Annotated in this window: 18 protein-coding genes; 17 read left to right on the top strand and 1 reads right to left on the bottom strand. The window is 70.5% G+C overall.

Annotation, left to right across the window (positions count from 1 at the left end):
* Positions 1–39: 39 nt before the first annotated feature.
* Complete coding sequence (locus ACI2L3_RS25610) at positions 40–900, bottom strand: SAM-dependent methyltransferase (RefSeq protein ID WP_404754733.1); 861 nt, start codon at positions 898–900, stop codon at positions 40–42.
* A gap of 217 nt (positions 901–1117) precedes the next feature.
* Here ACI2L3_RS25610 and proS point away from each other — a divergent pair, with 217 nt between their 5' ends.
* The 17 genes from proS (at position 1118) to whiG (ending at position 15144) form a co-directional block, all read left to right on the top strand.
* A complete protein-coding gene (proS, locus tag ACI2L3_RS25605) occupies positions 1118–2533 on the top strand; it encodes a proline--tRNA ligase (protein ID WP_404754732.1) in 1416 nt (471 codons plus the stop codon).
* Positions 2534–2757: 224 nt separating this feature from the next.
* Positions 2758–3390: a hypothetical protein gene (locus ACI2L3_RS25600; RefSeq protein ID WP_404754731.1), complete on the top strand. Its 633-nt coding sequence runs from the start codon at positions 2758–2760 to the stop codon at positions 3388–3390.
* Between the two features lie 190 nt (positions 3391–3580).
* On the top strand, positions 3581–4018 hold the full coding sequence (rpsP, locus tag ACI2L3_RS25595; protein ID WP_404754730.1) for a 30S ribosomal protein S16: 438 nt from the start codon (positions 3581–3583) through the stop codon (positions 4016–4018).
* A 2-nt stretch (positions 4019–4020) separates the two neighbouring features.
* Entirely contained in the window at positions 4021–4260 is a 240-nt protein-coding gene (locus tag ACI2L3_RS25590; RefSeq protein WP_014176063.1) for an RNA-binding protein, read from the top strand.
* A gap of 93 nt (positions 4261–4353) precedes the next feature.
* Positions 4354–4938: a ribosome maturation factor RimM gene (gene rimM, locus ACI2L3_RS25585; RefSeq protein ID WP_404754729.1), complete on the top strand. Its 585-nt coding sequence runs from the start codon at positions 4354–4356 to the stop codon at positions 4936–4938.
* Positions 4938–5759 carry a tRNA (guanosine(37)-N1)-methyltransferase TrmD gene (gene trmD, locus ACI2L3_RS25580; protein WP_404754728.1) on the top strand — a complete coding sequence of 274 codons (822 nt, stop codon included), beginning with the start codon at positions 4938–4940 and terminating at the stop codon, positions 5757–5759. Before rimM ends, trmD begins: the two co-directional genes overlap by 1 nt.
* Before the next feature lie 131 nt (positions 5760–5890).
* Positions 5891–6241, top strand: coding sequence for a 50S ribosomal protein L19 (gene rplS, locus ACI2L3_RS25575; protein WP_055569038.1), 351 nt, complete (start codon positions 5891–5893; stop codon positions 6239–6241).
* Between the two features lie 45 nt (positions 6242–6286).
* Positions 6287–7009 carry a signal peptidase I gene (gene lepB / locus ACI2L3_RS25570; RefSeq protein ID WP_404754727.1) on the top strand — a complete coding sequence of 241 codons (723 nt, stop codon included), beginning with the start codon at positions 6287–6289 and terminating at the stop codon, positions 7007–7009.
* Positions 7002–8087: a signal peptidase I gene (lepB, locus tag ACI2L3_RS25565; protein WP_404754726.1), complete on the top strand. Its 1086-nt coding sequence runs from the start codon at positions 7002–7004 to the stop codon at positions 8085–8087. Before lepB (ACI2L3_RS25570) ends, lepB (ACI2L3_RS25565) begins: the two co-directional genes overlap by 8 nt.
* The gene (lepB, locus tag ACI2L3_RS25560) at positions 7972–8955 is read left to right on the top strand and encodes a signal peptidase I (RefSeq protein WP_404754725.1); all 984 of its coding nucleotides are present in this window, start codon (positions 7972–7974) and stop codon (positions 8953–8955) included. Before lepB (ACI2L3_RS25565) ends, lepB (ACI2L3_RS25560) begins: the two co-directional genes overlap by 116 nt.
* Before the next feature lie 81 nt (positions 8956–9036).
* On the top strand, positions 9037–9786 hold the full coding sequence (gene lepB / locus ACI2L3_RS25555) for a signal peptidase I (RefSeq protein ID WP_404754724.1): 750 nt from the start codon (positions 9037–9039) through the stop codon (positions 9784–9786).
* Positions 9776–10288, top strand: a complete 513-nt coding sequence (locus ACI2L3_RS25550; protein WP_404754723.1) for an NUDIX hydrolase — start codon at positions 9776–9778, stop codon at positions 10286–10288. Before lepB (ACI2L3_RS25555) ends, ACI2L3_RS25550 begins: the two co-directional genes overlap by 11 nt.
* A 55-nt stretch (positions 10289–10343) precedes the next feature.
* Complete coding sequence (locus ACI2L3_RS25545; RefSeq protein ID WP_005311352.1) at positions 10344–10652, top strand: DUF2469 domain-containing protein; 309 nt, start codon at positions 10344–10346, stop codon at positions 10650–10652.
* Positions 10653–10749: 97 nt separating this feature from the next.
* The gene (locus ACI2L3_RS25540) at positions 10750–11157 is read left to right on the top strand and encodes a YraN family protein (RefSeq protein WP_404754722.1); all 408 of its coding nucleotides are present in this window, start codon (positions 10750–10752) and stop codon (positions 11155–11157) included.
* The gene (locus ACI2L3_RS25535) at positions 11157–12776 is read left to right on the top strand and encodes a YifB family Mg chelatase-like AAA ATPase (protein WP_404754721.1); all 1620 of its coding nucleotides are present in this window, start codon (positions 11157–11159) and stop codon (positions 12774–12776) included. Before ACI2L3_RS25540 ends, ACI2L3_RS25535 begins: the two co-directional genes overlap by 1 nt.
* Complete coding sequence (dprA, locus tag ACI2L3_RS25530; RefSeq protein ID WP_404754720.1) at positions 12773–13939, top strand: DNA-processing protein DprA; 1167 nt, start codon at positions 12773–12775, stop codon at positions 13937–13939. Before ACI2L3_RS25535 ends, dprA begins: the two co-directional genes overlap by 4 nt.
* Positions 13940–14301: 362 nt before the next feature.
* On the top strand, positions 14302–15144 hold the full coding sequence (gene whiG, locus ACI2L3_RS25525; protein WP_362339986.1) for an RNA polymerase sigma factor WhiG: 843 nt from the start codon (positions 14302–14304) through the stop codon (positions 15142–15144).
* Positions 15145–15224 lie beyond the last annotated feature (80 nt).

Here is a 15224-nt window from a genome sequence, read left to right as displayed (position 1 = left end):
GAGAGGTGAAACACCTCCTACGGAGAGGCGAAACACCTCCTACGGAGTACGTGCGATCAAGTACCGGAAGACGTTCGGCATCCACACCGTCCCGTCCTCACGCCGATGCTGATGCAGTGCCTCCGTCAGCTCCTTGTCCACCTGCACCTGGTCCGTCGCCCGTGCCGCCGCGTCGAACAGCCCCGTCGAGAGCAGCCCACGCGCCGCGCTCTCCACGTCCGCGTACCCGAAGGGGCACGCGACCCGGCCCGACCCGTCCGGCTTGAGACCCGCCCGGTGGGCGACCTCCTCCAGGTCGTCCCGGAGTGCTGGACGCCAACTGCCCCTGGAGCGGAGCGGGTCGGCGAGCTTCGTCGCCACCCGCAGCACGGAAGAGGTCGCACAGCGCTCCGGAGGACCCCAGCCGACGAGCACCACCGGAGTGCCGCGCCCCGCGAGCGGAGCCGCTGCCTCCAGAAGCCCGGACAGCCCTTCGGAGTCACCCGCCGTACAGCCGATCGGCTGAAAGGCGGTGACGAGGTTGTACGCGGGCTGCTCGGGATCCGCCGCGTCCGCGAGACCGCCGTCGACGAGACGTGCGCCGGTACGCGCGCGTGCCTCTTTCGCGGCGTCCGGCAGCAGGCGCTCTCGCGCGAGAGCGAGGCGCTCGGGCTGCGACGGGTCGACGCCGGTGACCACGGCACCCCGTGAGGCCGCCATCAGCAGAGCGAGTCCGGAACCGCAACCGAGGCCCAGGAGCCGGGTGGCGCCACCCACTTCGAGCCGTTCGTACACCGCTTCGTAGAGCGGAACCAGCATCCGTTCCTGGATCTCCGCCCAGTCACGCGCGCGTGCACACCGGTCCACACGGGGCGTGGCGCCCGCGGGGGAGCGGTGTGACTGCACGAGTGTTGGTGTCATCGAATGCGCCCCAATCAGCCGAGAGTTAGTGCCGTGCCGTAATCCAACGGTTCGTCCGCCCCCGTGCAGTGCGCTCGCACTCCCCCCGTATGCCAGAGAACTCCGCATCCGTCGTGGAGTCCAGAGGTTGTGGGCCAATGCTTGCGTTCCACCGTCGTGCGCCCCCTGGACCTTAAAAACGCGCACTCTCCGCAGGCCCGCCCCTACCATGCGCGCCATGGCCAAGACACCTGTGCTCACGCCCCAGGCGGACGACTTTCCGCGCTGGTACCAGGACCTGATCAACAAGGCCGAGCTGGCCGACAACGGCCCGGTGCGCGGCACCATGGTGATCCGGCCGTACGGCTACGCCCTGTGGGAGCGGATGCAGCACGACATGGACGCCCGCATCAAGGCGACGGGCACCCAGAACGCCTACTTCCCCCTCCTCATCCCGCAGTCGTACCTGACCAGGGAGGCGGAGCACGTAGAAGGCTTCGCTCCGGAGCTCGCCGTCGTCACGCACGGCGGCGGCAAGGAGCTGGAGGAGCCGGCCGTCGTCCGCCCCACTTCGGAGACGATCGTCAACGAGTACTTCTCCAAGTGGGTGCAGAGCTACCGCGACCTGCCGCTGCTGATCAACCAGTGGGCGAACGTCGTCCGCTGGGAGATGCGCCCGAGGCTGTTCCTGCGTACGTCGGAGTTCCTCTGGCAGGAGGGCCACACGGCCCACGCCACCTACGAAGAGGCCCGCGACTTCGCCGCCCACATCCACCGCCATGTCTACGGAGACTTCATGCGCGACGTCCTCGCCATGGACTTCGTGCTCGGCCGCAAGACCGCCAAGGAGCGCTTCGCCGGCGCCATCAACACCCTCACCCTCGAAGGCATGATGGGCGACGGCAAAGCCCTCCAGCTCGGCACCAGCCACGAGCTCGGACAGAACTTCGCCAAGGCCTTCCACACCCGGTACCTGTCCAAGGACGGCCACCAGGAGCTGGTCTGGCAGACCTCCTGGGGCAGCACGACACGGCTGATCGGGGCCCTGGTGATGATGCACGGCGACGACAACGGTCTGCGCGTACCGCCCCGCCTCGCCCCCGTGCAGGCCGTCGTCCTCGCCATCAAGGGAGACGACGCCGTGCTGGCCGAGGTCCGCGAGATCGGCGAGACCCTGAAGGCCGCGGGCGTACGCGTCCAGGTCGACGACCGCACGGACATCCCCTTCGGGCGGCGCGCCGTGGACTGGGAGCTCAAGGGCGTGCCCGTGCGCGTCGAGGTCGGGCCGCGCGACCTGGCGAACGGCACCGCGATGCTGGTCCGCCGCATCAGGGGAGGCAAGGAGCCGGTCGCGATCGGCGCCCTCGCCGCACTGCTGCCCACGCTCCTCGAAGAGGACCAGACGCTGCTCCTGACCCGGGCCCGCGAGCGCAGGGAGGCCCGCACCTCGGACGTCCGCACGGTCGACGAGGCCGTGGAGGCCACCGCCGCCGGCGGCTGGGCGCGCCTCCCGTGGGCCGCGCTCGGCGAAGAAGGCGAGGCCGGGCTGGCCGAGCACGGCGTGACCGTACGGTGTCTGGTCGCCGAGGACGGGGCGGTGCCGGACGCCGACGAGACCCCGGGTAACGTCGCTCTTGTGGCCCGCGCCTACTGAGGAGCGCGGCTCCGGTACCGGCGCACCCGTTCCCGGCTCGCACGCGCCTCCGGGCAACACGAGCCCCGGCGCGCGGAGTTGTCCTACGCGCTGGGGCGTACGCGCCGCTACGTACCGGCTTGATGCGAGCTGCGAGGCTTCTCCGCAGATCAGCGCACCCGCCCTCGTCCGGACGCATCAATGGCAACTGACGGGTACGTGCAAATTATTTGGGATGCCCCGGAATGGAACCCCCGGGGCACCCGGCTCGTTGTCACGACGTGAGCACGACACCACCTGTTCTCGCCGCAGAGCTGGCACAGGCGTGGGCCGACATTCAGCGGCACCACCCCGAGCTGCCCGACCTTGCCGCGCCCGAATCCCTGATCGGAGAGTCGTCGTCCGCCTGCGGCGCCGAGCTCTCCTTCGAGCGACTGCTTCACGAGGCAGTCCATGGCATCGCCGCCTCGCGCGGCGTACGCGACACCTCACGCGCCGGCCGCTATCACAACCGCAGATTCCTCTCGATCGCCGAGGAGCTGGGCCTGGACCACCCCGAGGAGCCACATCCCAGCAGCGGCTTCTCCCTGGTCACACTCAACCCCGACGCGAAGAAGCGCTACCGCCCGACGATCGACCGCCTGCACCGCGCCCTGAAGGCGCACAGCGCGGCGACGACGGCGGACACCGCACGTAGTTTCCGGGGGCCGGCCGCCCGGCACGGCTCCTCCGGAGGCGGCGTGCGCGTGAAGGCCGTCTGCGACTGCGGGCGCAATGTCCGCGTCGTGCCCTCCGTGCTCGCCCAGGCACCGATCATGTGCGGCGGCTGCGGAAAGCCCTTCCGGATCCCGGAAGTGGTCGGCGCGGGCGTGGGCTGAGCCGGTGCGGGGCGCCCGGTCCCGGTTCGGGCGCCCCGGCGGCGTATGGCACAATGGCTAGCTGTACTCGACAGTCGCACAGGACCCCTCTCTCCTCCGGCTGACGCGTCCATCGGGCACTCGAGTACCGCAACCCCACGCGGCATCACCGTTGTGCCCACCCACGTCAAGACCAGGAGACACCACTTCCGTGGCAGTCAAGATCAAGCTGAAGCGTCTGGGCAAGATCCGTTCGCCTCACTACCGCATCGTCGTCGCCGACTCCCGTACCCGCCGTGACGGCCGGGCCATCGAGGAGATCGGCCTGTACCACCCGGTGCAGAACCCGTCGCGCATCGAGGTCGACTCGGAGCGCGCCCAGTACTGGCTGTCCGTCGGCGCCCAGCCGACCGAGCCGGTCATGGCCATCCTGAAGCTCACCGGTGACTGGCAGAAGCACAAGGGTCTGCCCGCCCCGGCGCCGCTGAAGGTCGCCGAGCCCAAGGACAAGCGCGCTGCGTTCGAGGCCTTCACCAAGGGTCTCGAGGGCGACGACGCCAAGGGTGAGGCCATCACCCAGAAGGCCAAGAAGTCGGACAAGAAGGCGGACGAGGCCGAGGCCGCGTCCACCGAGACCACCGAGGCCTGAGCATGCTCGAGGAGGCTCTCGAGCACCTCGTGAAGGGCATCGTCGACAACCCCGACGACGTGCAGGTCGCCTCGCGCAACCTGCGCCGCGGACGCGTTCTCGAGGTTCGGGTCCACCCCGATGACCTCGGCAAGGTGATCGGCCGCAACGGCCGCACCGCACGCGCTTTGCGCACGGTCGTGGGCGCCATCGGCGGCCGCGGTGTCCGCGTCGACCTCGTCGACGTGGACCAGGTTCGCTGAACCGGGTTCTCAGAACCACAGCAGCACCGGCTCGGGCCGGGGAGGGCTCCAGGGCCTTCCCCGGCCCGTAGTCGTACATGAGGAGAGAACGCAGTGCAGTTGGTAGTCGCCCGCATCGGCCGTGCGCACGGCATCAAGGGTGAAGTCACCGTCGAGGTCCGCACCGACGAGCCGGAGCTGCGGCTCGGCCCCGGCGCCGTCCTCGCCACGGACCCCGCCTCCGTCGGTCCGCTGACCATCGAGACCGGCCGGGTGCACAGCGGCCGTCTCCTGCTGCGCTTCGAGGGCGTACGCGACCGCACGGGCGCCGAGGCCCTGCGCAACACCCTCCTGATCGCCGAGGTGGACCCCGAAGAGCTCCCCGAGGAAGAGGACGAGTTCTACGACCACCAGCTCATGGACCTCGACGTCGTCCTGAAGGACGGCACGGAGGTCGGTCGGATTACCGAGATCTCGCACCTGCCCTCGCAGGACCTCTTCATCGTGGAGCGGCCCGACGGCAGCGAGGTGATGATCCCCTTCGTGGAGGAGATCGTCGTCGAGATCGACCTGGAGGAGCAGCGGGCGGTCATCGATCCGCCCCCCGGCCTCATCGACGACCGCGCCGAGATCGCCTCCGCGCGGGACGCGGAGGACGAGGCGGCTTCGAAGGGCACGGCTTCGGAGGGCACGGCGTAATGCGGCTCGACGTCGTCACGATCTTTCCCGAGTACCTGGAACCGCTGAACGTCTCCCTCGTCGGCAAGGCACGCGCGCGTGGGCAGCTCGACGTCCAGGTGCACGACCTCAGGGAGTGGACGTACGACCGGCACAACACGGTCGACGACACCCCCTACGGCGGCGGCCCCGGCATGGTCATGAAGACCGACCCCTGGGGCGCGGCCCTCGACGACGTGCTCGCCGACGGGTACGAGGCGGGGGCCCACGGGCCCGTCCTGGTCGTCCCCACGCCCAGCGGCCGCCCCTTCACGCAGGAACTCGCCGTGGAGCTCTCCGAGCGCCCCTGGCTGGTCTTCACGCCCGCGCGCTACGAAGGCATCGACCGCCGCGTCACCGACGAGTACGCGACCCGCATGCCGGTCTACGAGGTCTCCATCGGCGACTACGTCCTCGCGGGCGGGGAGGCCGCCGTCCTGGTCGTCACCGAGGCGGTGGCCCGGCTCCTGCCCGGCGTCCTCGGTAACGCCGAGTCCCACCAGGACGACTCCTTCGCCCCCGGAGCCATGGCCAACCTCCTGGAGGGCCCGGTGTACACCAAGCCCCCCCAGTGGCGCGGACACGGCATCCCCGACGTCCTGCTCAGCGGCCACCACGGCAAGATCGCGCGCTGGCGGCGGGACGAGGCGCTCCGGCGCACCACCCGCAACAGGCCCGATCTCATCGAGCGCTGCGACCCCAAGGCCTTCGACAAGAAGGACCGCGAGATGCTCTCGATCCTGGGGTGGCGGCCGGGGCCCGACGGCCGATTTGGGCGAGACCCCGAGGCCGTGGAAGAATAGGCCGCTGCTGTACGTCCAGCGCGCGCCCCTGCCACAGGGGGAATGACGCCCGCCCGACGCGATCAGCTACCGAATCCTCATCACCACGTTCCGCTGATGACCTGTGGCATCAGTGAAGAAAGCAGACGATCATGGCTAACCTGCTCGACTCCGTCGACAGCGCGTCGCTGCGCAGCGACATCCCGGCCTTCCGCCCGGGTGACACCGTCAACGTCCACGTCCGCGTCATCGAGGGCAACCGCTCCCGTGTGCAGCAGTTCAAGGGCGTAGTCATCCGTCGCCAGGGTGCCGGCGTGCGCGAGACCTTCACGGTCCGCAAGGTCTCCTTCTCCGTGGGCGTCGAGCGCACCTTCCCGGTGCACACCCCGATCGTCGAGAAGATCGAGCTCGTCACCCGCGGTGACGTGCGTCGCGCGAAGCTGTACTACCTCCGTGACCTGCGCGGCAAGGCCGCGAAGATCAAGGAGAAGCGCGAGAGCTGAGCTCCCGCGCGGGTCCGCGGCGGGGCCGGATAGCATCTGGCCCCGATGGACACCGAAGCACAGCACACGGAGCGCGACCGCTCCTCCTCACCCTCCGATTCCGGAGACGTCCCGCACGTCGCCGAAGCATCCGGGGAGACGGAGGAACGGTCGCGCTCCGTTTTTGCGTCGTTCGCCGAGTGGCTGCCGGGCGGCAGGCTCACCCTGACGTTCCTGCTGTGCGTGGGGGTGCTGCTCCTGGTCAGCACCTTCGTGATGCAGCCCTTCCAGATCCCGAGCGGCTCCATGCAGCCCGCGTTCCGCTCCGGGGACCGGGTGCTCGTCAACAAGTTGGCGTACCGTTTCGGTTCCGAGCCGCAGCGGGGTGACGCGGTCGTCTTCGACGGCAGCGGCTACTTCGGAGATGCCGACTACATCAAGCGGGTCGTGGGCACAGGGGGAGACCGGGTGGTCTGCTGCGACAAGCGGGGGAGGATCAAGGTGAACGGCGAGCCCGTCGACGAGCCGTACCTCTACCCCGGGGACGCGGCCTCCAAGGTGCCCTTCGACGTCGTCGTCCCCGAGGACAGCCTGTTCCTCCTCGGCGATCACCGCAGCGACTCCCGGGACTCCCGCGACCACCTGGGGCAGCCCGGCGGCGGCATGATCCCCGTCGGCGAGGTCATCGGCAGGGCCGACTGGATCGCCTGGCCGGTCGGCCGCTGGACCTCCCTGAAGCGCCCCGACAGCTACGCGCGCGTGCCCGCACCGGGCGGCGCGCATGGGTAACCGCGGGCGGACCCGCGCCGCCGCCCACCAGGCCGACACCAGGCTCCCCACCGGGTCCCGGCCGACCGACGGGCCCGTACTGCCGGGCCGGGCGGAGCGGCGCAAGCTCGCGAAGAAGGTCAAGCGGCGCAGGCGGCGTTCGGCGATCAAGGAGATACCCCTCCTCATAGGCGTGGCGCTGCTGATAGCCCTCGTCCTGAAGACGTTCCTCGTGCAGGCCTTCGTGATCCCGTCGGGCTCCATGGAGCAGACGATCCGGATCGGCGACCGGGTCCTGGTCGACAAGCTCACCCCCTGGTTCGGGTCGAAGCCGGAGCGCGGCGAGGTCGTCGTCTTCAAGGACCCCGGCAACTGGCTGGAAGAGGAGCAGGGCAAGAAGAAGGACGACCCGGTCGTCGTCAAGCAGGTCAAGGAAGGGCTGACCCAGATCGGCCTGCTGCCCTCCGACAGCGAACGTGACCTGATCAAGCGGGTGATCGGCGTCGGCGGCGACACCGTGAAGTGCTGTGACAAGAACGGCAAGGTCACCGTCAACGGAGTGCCGTTGGACGAGCCCTACATCCACCCCGGGGACAAGCCGTCGGCTTTCGAGTTCGAGGTGAAGGTCCCCGAAGGACGCCTCTTCATGATGGGCGACCACCGCAGCGACTCGGCCGACTCCCGTTTCCACCGCACCGAGAAGTACAACGGCACCATCTCCGAAGACGAGGTGGTGGGCCGCGCCATCGTCATCGCCTGGCCCTTCGGACACTGGCGCAAACTGGAGAAACCCGACACATATGCGTCGATAACCGACGCGCGTGCGGGATCGGACACCGCCACAGGAGCGTCGCATAGGGTGGCCCCCGGCGATCGATACGGATTGATCCGGCTCCCGACCCCTGCGGAACTCCCGCTCGTTATGGGAGTGGTGGGCCTGCATCGCATCTGGGGCAGGCGGCGGCACGGACTGAGGAGTGGATGTGGGGGATTTGGCGGTCGGCGCACGATCCGGACACGAGGGGCCCGAGGAGCGGCCGGGACGATCCGACGAGCCGGGCGTCGATGCCGTCGAGGACGGTACGGCCCCCGGGAGTGACGCCGTGGACGGCGAAGGCGGCAGTGACGGCGGTGCCGGGGCGACGCGCGAGCAGGACCCCAAGCAGCCGAAGAAGCCCCGCTCCTTCTGGAAGGAGCTCCCGCTCCTCATCGGCATCGCACTGGTCCTTGCGCTGCTCATCAAGACCTTCCTGGTCCAGGCGTTCTCGATCCCGTCGGACTCGATGCAGAACACGCTGCAGCAGGGCGACCGCGTCCTCGTCGACAAGCTGACGCCGTGGTTCGGCTCCGAGCCGGAGCGCGGCGAGGTCGTCGTCTTCAGGGACCCCGGCCACTGGCTGGACGGCGAGCCCACCCCCGATCCGAACGCGATCCAGCGGGTCCTCGGCTGGGTCGGCCTGATGCCGTCCGCCGACGAGAAGGACCTGATCAAGCGCGTCATCGCGGTCGCCGGCGACACCGTGGAGTGCAAGGGCACAGGACCGGTGAAGGTCAACGGCAAGGCGCTGAACGAGCCGTACGTCTTCGCGGGGAACACCCCGTGCAGCGTCGACGACCAGGGCGGCCAGTTCAAGAAGACCGTGCCCAAGGGCAAAATCTGGGTCATGGGTGACCACCGGCAGAACTCGCTGGACTCCCGCTACCACCAGAACCAGCCCGGCGGCGGCGCCGTCCCCGTGGACAACGTCGTGGGCCGCGCCATCGTGATCGCCTGGCCGCCCACCCGCTGGGCGACGCTGCCCAAGCCCGACACCTTCGACCAGCCGGGCCTCAACGCGCTCTCCAGCGCGGCGCCGGGCGTCCTCGGACTCGCGGGCGCGGTGCCGCTCGTGCTGTGGCGCCGACGCCGTCTCACGGTGTCCGCCGCCAGGGCCGCGAGGGTTTCTGGCGGCAGTACCGCCGGGTAGGGTGCCGTCCCAGATCGCTGATCATCCGCCGTCCGTTCCGTACGGGCGGCGGGGTCGTCTCCGAGACGGGGGAGCACTGGGATGAGCAGGACGCAACGTACGGACGAGGGCCACGGACGGCTCGGCAGCACGCTGTCGGGCATTGCCGTGGCCCTCGGCTGTGTGCTCTTCCTCGGCGGGTTCGTCTGGGGCGCTGTCCTGTACCAGCCGTACACCGTCCCCACCGGGTCCATGGCGCCGACGATCGGCTCGGGCGACCGCGTGCTCGCGCAGCGGATCGACGGCGACGAGGTGCGCCGTGGTGACGTCGTCGTCTTCAAGCAGAAGACCTGGGGCGACCTGCCGATGGTCAAGCGCGTCGTCGGCGTCGGCGGCGACCGGATCGCCTGCTGCGAGGACGGCAAGCTGACCGTCAACGGCAAGGAGATCGCCGAACCGTATCTCCCCGATGACAAGTTCGCCGCGTCCGCCATCCCCCCGACGACGGTCCCCGAGGGCCGCCTGTTCCTGCTCGGCGACGAGCGCAGCGGCTCCCTGGACTCCACCGTGCACCTGGACGACGGGCAGAACGGATCGGTGCCGCGCGACGCCGTGCAGGGGCGGGTCGACGCGGTGGCCTGGCCGATGGACAGATTCGGCATGCTGGAACGGGCCGATGGCTTCGCCGGCCTGCCGGGCGGCATCTCGCAGCCCGGGCCGCTGCGCGTGCAGGTGATCGCGGTGGTGGTGGGCATGGTCCTCGTGCTCGGCGGCGGGGCGTACGGGCCGGTGGCCAAGCGCCTGGGCGGCCGACGCGGCAGCCGCACGAGGGAGACCGCGAGTGCAGGCTGAGCCGGCGTCCCTGTCGGGGCGGCCGCTGCGCCGGGTGGCGCGGGTGGTCCTGCTCGACCCGGGCGACCGCATCCTGCTGCTGCACGGCCATGAGCCGGGAGACCCGGCGGACGACTGGTGGTTCACACCGGGCGGCGGTGTCGAGGGCGACGAGACACGGGAGCAGACGGCTCTGCGCGAGCTGCGCGAGGAGACCGGCATCACAGAGGTCGAGCTCGGTCCTGTCCTGTGGCGGCGCCTCTGTTCGTTCCCGTTCGCGGGGCGGCGCTGGGAGCAGGACGAGTGGTACTACCTGGCGCGTACGTCGCAGACCGCGACCGTCGCCGAAGGCCTCACGGAGCTGGAAAGACGCAGTGTCGCCGGAGCACGTTGGTGGACGTGCCGGGAACTGACCGAGGCGCATGAGACGGTGTACCCGACCAGACTCGCCGGGCTGTTTCGCAGACTGCTCGACGAAGGGCCCCCGGAAAGGCCCGAGGTCCTCGACACGGAAATCGTGTAGGGGCCCGCGGGGCTGACGCACAATAGGGGGACGCACGGCTGAAGGGGAACATGCCATGAGCGCCGAGGACCTCGAGAAGTACGAGACCGAGATGGAGCTGAAGCTCTACCGGGAGTACCGCGATGTCGTCGGTCTGTTCAAATACGTGATCGAGACCGAGCGGCGTTTCTACCTCACCAACGACTACGAGATGCAGGTGCACTCGGTCCAGGGCGAGGTTTTCTTCGAGGTGTCGATGGCGGACGCCTGGGTGTGGGACATGTACCGACCGGCTCGGTTCGTCAAGCAGGTGCGGGTGCTCACGTTCAAGGACGTGAACATCGAGGAGCTCAACAAGAGCGATCTCGAGCTGCCGGGCAGCTGAACCGCGGCGAGGCCCGCGAGGGTTCACCCGCCGGGGTGGCGGAGTTTTCCACAACCGCCGAGTTGTGCACCAAGATCCAATAGGTGCGGGCTGATCCGTGACTGTGGGTGCCGGAGGTGGTGCCGACATGAACGCACGGGGAGCACTCGGCAGGTACGGCGAGGACGTGGCCGCGCGGCGGCTGGTCGAGTCGGGGATGACGGTCCTGGAGCGCAATTGGCGCGCGGGCAGGACCGGTGAGATCGACATCGTGGCGATGGACGGCGAGGCCCTCGTCGTCTGCGAGGTCAAGACGCGCAGGGCGGGCCGCGCCGGGTCCGTGCCGTTCGAGCATCCGATGGCGGCCGTGAGCCGGATCAAGGCGGAGCGGCTGCGGAGACTGGCCGAGCGCTGGATCGAGGAGCGCGGGGGCCCGCCACCCGGCGGAGTCCGCATCGACCTCGTCGGTGTGCTGATTCCGCAGCGCGGCGTTCCCGTGGTCGAGCACGCGCGGGGGGTGGCCTGATGGGCTTCGCGCGTACGTGTTCGGTGGCGCTGGTCGGCGTCGAGGGCGTGGTCGTCGAGGTGCAGGCCGATCTGGAGCCGGGGGTCGCGGCGTTCACGCTGGTGGGGCTGCCGGACAAGAGCCTCACCGAGAGCCGCGACCGGGTCAGGGCCGCCGTGGTCAACTCGGGCGGGGAGTGGCCCCAGAAGAAGCTCACGGTCGGACTGAGCCCGGCGTCGGTGCCGAAGGGCGGCAGCGGCTTCGACCTGGCCGTCGCCTGTGCCGTCCTCGGGGCGGCCGAGCGGATCGACCCACGGGTCCTCGCCGACATCGTGATGATCGGGGAACTCGGACTCGACGGCCGGGTGCGACCGGTCCTCGGGGTGCTGCCCGCGGTCCTCGCGGCGGCCGACGCGGGGTACGAGCAGGTGGTCGTCCCGGAGTGCACGGCGGCCGAGGCCTCCCTGGTACCGGGCATCTCGGTCCTCGGGGTGCGCAGTCTGCGGCAGCTCATCGCGGTGCTGACCGACGAGCCGGTGCCGGAGGAGGAGCCGGACGAGCCGGGGCGGCCCGACCCGATGCTCGCGGGGCTCTGCGTGCCCGGCACCGGTGTGGGCACGGGGCTCACCGGCGCACTGGACGACGCCCGTGGGCTGGACCTGGCCGACGTCGTCGGACAGGCGGCGGCCAGGACCGCCGTCGAGGTGGCCGCGGCAGGAGCGCACCACCTTTTCCTCCAGGGGCCACCGGGCGCCGGGAAGACCATGCTCGCGGAGCGGCTGCCCGCCATCCTGCCCCGGCTGACCCGGGAGGAGTCCCTGGAGGTGACGGCCGTCCACTCGGTGGCGGGCATGCTGCCACCGGGCCGGCCCCTGGTGGACATCGCGCCGTACTGCGCGCCGCACCACTCCGCGACCATGCAGTCGCTCGTGGGCGGCGGCAAGGGAATCGCACGGCCGGGCGCGGTGTCGCTCGCTCACCGCGGGGTGCTTTTTCTCGACGAGGCGCCGGAGTTCAGCAGCCAGTCCCTGGACTCCCTGCGCCAGCCCCTCGAATCGGGGCACGTGGTGATCGCGCGGAGTGCGGGGGTGGTGCGGCTGCCCGCGCGGTTCCTGATGGTGCTCGCGGCCAATCCCTGTCCGTGCGGGCGGCACACGCTGCTGGGCGACGGCTGCGAGTGTCCGGCGTCCGTCATCCGCCGCTATCAGGGCCGCCTCTCGGGCCCGCTGCTCGACCGGGTCGACCTGAAGGTCGTGGTCGAAGCAGTCACCCGTTCCGAGCTGGCCGGGTACGGCACGCGGGGAGAGTCCACGCAGACCGTCGCCGACCGCGTACGTGCGGCGCGCGAGAGAGCGGCCGCCAGGCTCGCCGGCACCGGCTGGCGGACCAACAGCGAGGTCCCCGGGCACGCGTTGCGCACCCGCTGGCCCGCGGCCATTGGCGCCCTGGACGCGGCCGAACTGGATCTGGAGCGCGGCTTCCTGACCGCCCGTGGCCTGGACCGCGTCCTGCGCGTGGCCTGGACCGTCGCGGACCTGGCGGGCCACGACCGGCCCTCCGCGCAGGACGTCGCCCTGGCGCTGCAACTGCGCACGGGAGTCTCACGCGGCGTGCCGGTGACGATCGGGGCGCCGACGTGACGGCCGATCCGCCGCCCGACGGGGAACGGCTCGCCCGGGTCGCCCTGACACGAGTCCTTGAGCCGGGTGACGTCGTCGGGGGGCGGTGGATGCGCGAGGTCGGGGCCGGTGAGGTGCTGCGGCGGCTCGGCGGAGGGGAGGAGCAGGAGCGGTTGCCGGGGGTGACCGCGCGGCGGTGGGACGGGCTGCGGGCGCGGGCGGCGAAGGTGCGGCCGGAGCGGGATCTGGAGGTGGTGCGGGAGGCCGGCGGCAGGTTCGTGTGTCCGGGGGACGCGGAGTGGCCGGTGACTCTGGACGACCTGGGGGACGCGCGCCCGCTCGGGCTCTGGGTGCGGGGACGGCCGTCGCTGCGCATATGGGCGCTGCGGTCGGTGGCGGTGGTCGGGGCGCGGGCCTGTACGGAGTACGGCGCGCATATGGCGGCCGGACTCGCCGCGGGGCTCGCGGAGCGCGGGTGGGTCGTGATCTCCGGAGGGGCGTACGGCGTGGACGGCGCCGCGCACCGAGGGGCGCTCGGGGCCGGCGGCGCGACCGTGGCCGTGCTCGCCTGCGGGGTCGACCGGCCCTATCCGCGCGGACATGCCGGGCTGATCGGGCGGATCGCGGAACAGGGGCTCGTCGTAGGAGAGTTGCCACCGGGTGATCACCCGACGCCGAGCCGGTTCATTCTGCGGAACAGGGTGATCGCGGCGCTGACCCGGGGGACGGTGGTGGTCGAGGCCGCCTACCGCAGCGGTGCGCTCGCCACGGCACGCGGCGCCCAGGAGTTGGGGCGCTTCACCATGGGGGTGCCGGGGCCCGCGACCAGCGGCCTCTCCGCCGGAGTGCACGAACTGCTACGGGGTGGCGGTGTCCTCGTGACCGATGCCGCCGAAGTCGTCGAGCTGGTCGGCGACATGGGGGAGCTCGCTCCGGTACGGCGGGGGCCCGTCGTGCCGCGTGACCTGCTCGCTCCCGGGGTGCGGCGCGTCCTGGCCGCGCTGCCCGCGCGGGGGTGTGCGAGGGCACGGGACGTGGCGATCGGTGCCGGGACCACCGAGGACGACGCGATCGGGCGACTGTACGAGCTTCAGTCGTTGGGGTTCGTCGAACGACACGGCGATGGCTGGCAGTTGACACGCCAGGCGTTTCTGTCCGTCTCGCCCGATGGAGGTGAATCGTGACCGAGCGTGTTCCGCCGGACGGATGAGCCCCGAAGGCCTTGGGAAATCGCGCAGTTGATACGTCGGCGCCGTTACGCAGTGCGACGGCGCCGACTCCTGAAGGGGTCCAGCGGAACGTATCTGCGCACGCGCGATCCCATACTCTTCGCTCACTGCGACACTTCAGTCACGCTACGCTCACAAGGATTCCGACACGGACAGGCAACCAGACGGACGAACTCATTCATTCCACGCACGCTCCCCATCGCTCCGGCGCGAGCGACACCGGTCACTCCACCGGCTCGCGCGACCTCCCCGACGTACGCGACCTCCGCGGTCCGCGCGACCTCACCAGTTCACGGCAGAACGGCTCAAGGCGACGAATGCCCCAGCACACCTCAGGGTCCGACCGGGCAGCGGTTCCCCCCGCCGCTCGTAGCGGCGAGCGGGAGCGGCCCCCCGCGCCCTCGTCGCTGGACGAGTTGTGGCGGTCGTACAAGGAGACGGGCGACGGACGGCTGCGGGAGCAGCTGATCCTGCACTACTCGCCGCTGGTGAAGTACGTCGCGGGCCGGGTGAGCGTGGGGCTGCCGCCCAATGTCGAGCAGGCCGACTTCGTCTCGTCCGGGGTCTTCGGGCTCATCGACGCGATCGAGAAGTTCGACATCGAGCGGTCCATCAAGTTCGAGACCTACGCCATCACGCGCATCCGCGGGGCGATGATCGACGAACTGCGGGCGCTCGACTGGATCCCCCGCTCCGTGCGGCAGAAGGCGCGCAACGTCGAGCGGGCCTACGCCACGCTGGAGGCGCAGCTCCGGCGTACCCCCTCGGAGGGCGAGGTCGCCGCCGAGATGGGAATCGCGCTGGAAGAACTGCACGCGGTTTTCAGCCAGTTGTCGCTGGCGAACGTGGTGGCGCTCGAGGAGCTGCTGCACGTCGGGGGCGACGGCGGCGACCGGCTCAGCCTGATGGACACGCTCGAGGACCACGCGGCCGACAACCCCGTGGAGGTCGCGGAGGACCGCGAGCTGCGCAGGCTGCTCGCGCGGGCGATCAACACGCTGCCGGAGCGTGAGAAGACCGTCGTGACGCTCTACTACTACGAGGGCCTCACGCTCGCCGAGATCGGCAACGTGCTCGGTGTCACCGAGAGCCGGGTGAGCCAGATCCACACGAAGTCCGTCCTGCAGCTGCGGGCGAAGCTGGCGAGTTTTGGACGCTGAGAGCGCTGAATCGTCCCTGCCTGGCGGCGTCGGCGCGGCAGCAGCTCCCGTGTGCGGCGTCCCGTCCGTAAAGTGGGAGC

This window comes from Streptomyces sp. NPDC029674 (assembly GCF_044903205.1).
In the GTDB taxonomy this organism is placed as follows: Bacteria; Actinomycetota; Actinomycetes; order Streptomycetales; family Streptomycetaceae; genus Streptomyces.
The sequence above is the reverse complement of the archived record's forward strand: the minus strand, read 5'-3'. Positions and strand labels throughout refer to the sequence as shown.

What these genes read in the sequence shown, in the direction of transcription:
- ACI2L3_RS25610 (WP_404754733.1), bottom strand. Translation starts at nt 900, where the DNA reads ATGACACCAACACTCGTGCAGTCACACCGCTCCCCCGCGGGCGCCACG.
- proS (WP_404754732.1), top strand. Translation starts at nt 1,118, where the DNA reads ATGGCCAAGACACCTGTGCTCACGCCCCAGGCGGACGACTTTCCGCGC.
- ACI2L3_RS25600 (WP_404754731.1), top strand. Translation starts at nt 2,758, where the DNA reads ATGGAACCCCCGGGGCACCCGGCTCGTTGTCACGACGTGAGCACGACA.
- ACI2L3_RS25590 (WP_014176063.1), top strand. Translation starts at nt 4,021, where the DNA reads ATGCTCGAGGAGGCTCTCGAGCACCTCGTGAAGGGCATCGTCGACAAC.
- trmD (WP_404754728.1), top strand. Translation starts at nt 4,938, where the DNA reads ATGCGGCTCGACGTCGTCACGATCTTTCCCGAGTACCTGGAACCGCTG.
- rplS (WP_055569038.1), top strand. Translation starts at nt 5,891, where the DNA reads ATGGCTAACCTGCTCGACTCCGTCGACAGCGCGTCGCTGCGCAGCGAC.
- lepB (WP_404754727.1), top strand. Translation starts at nt 6,287, where the DNA reads ATGGACACCGAAGCACAGCACACGGAGCGCGACCGCTCCTCCTCACCC.
- lepB (WP_404754726.1), top strand. Translation starts at nt 7,002, where the DNA reads ATGGGTAACCGCGGGCGGACCCGCGCCGCCGCCCACCAGGCCGACACC.
- lepB (WP_404754724.1), top strand. Translation starts at nt 9,037, where the DNA reads ATGAGCAGGACGCAACGTACGGACGAGGGCCACGGACGGCTCGGCAGC.
- ACI2L3_RS25545 (WP_005311352.1), top strand. Translation starts at nt 10,344, where the DNA reads ATGAGCGCCGAGGACCTCGAGAAGTACGAGACCGAGATGGAGCTGAAG.
- ACI2L3_RS25535 (WP_404754721.1), top strand. Translation starts at nt 11,157, where the DNA reads ATGGGCTTCGCGCGTACGTGTTCGGTGGCGCTGGTCGGCGTCGAGGGC.
- whiG (WP_362339986.1), top strand. Translation starts at nt 14,302, where the DNA reads ATGCCCCAGCACACCTCAGGGTCCGACCGGGCAGCGGTTCCCCCCGCC.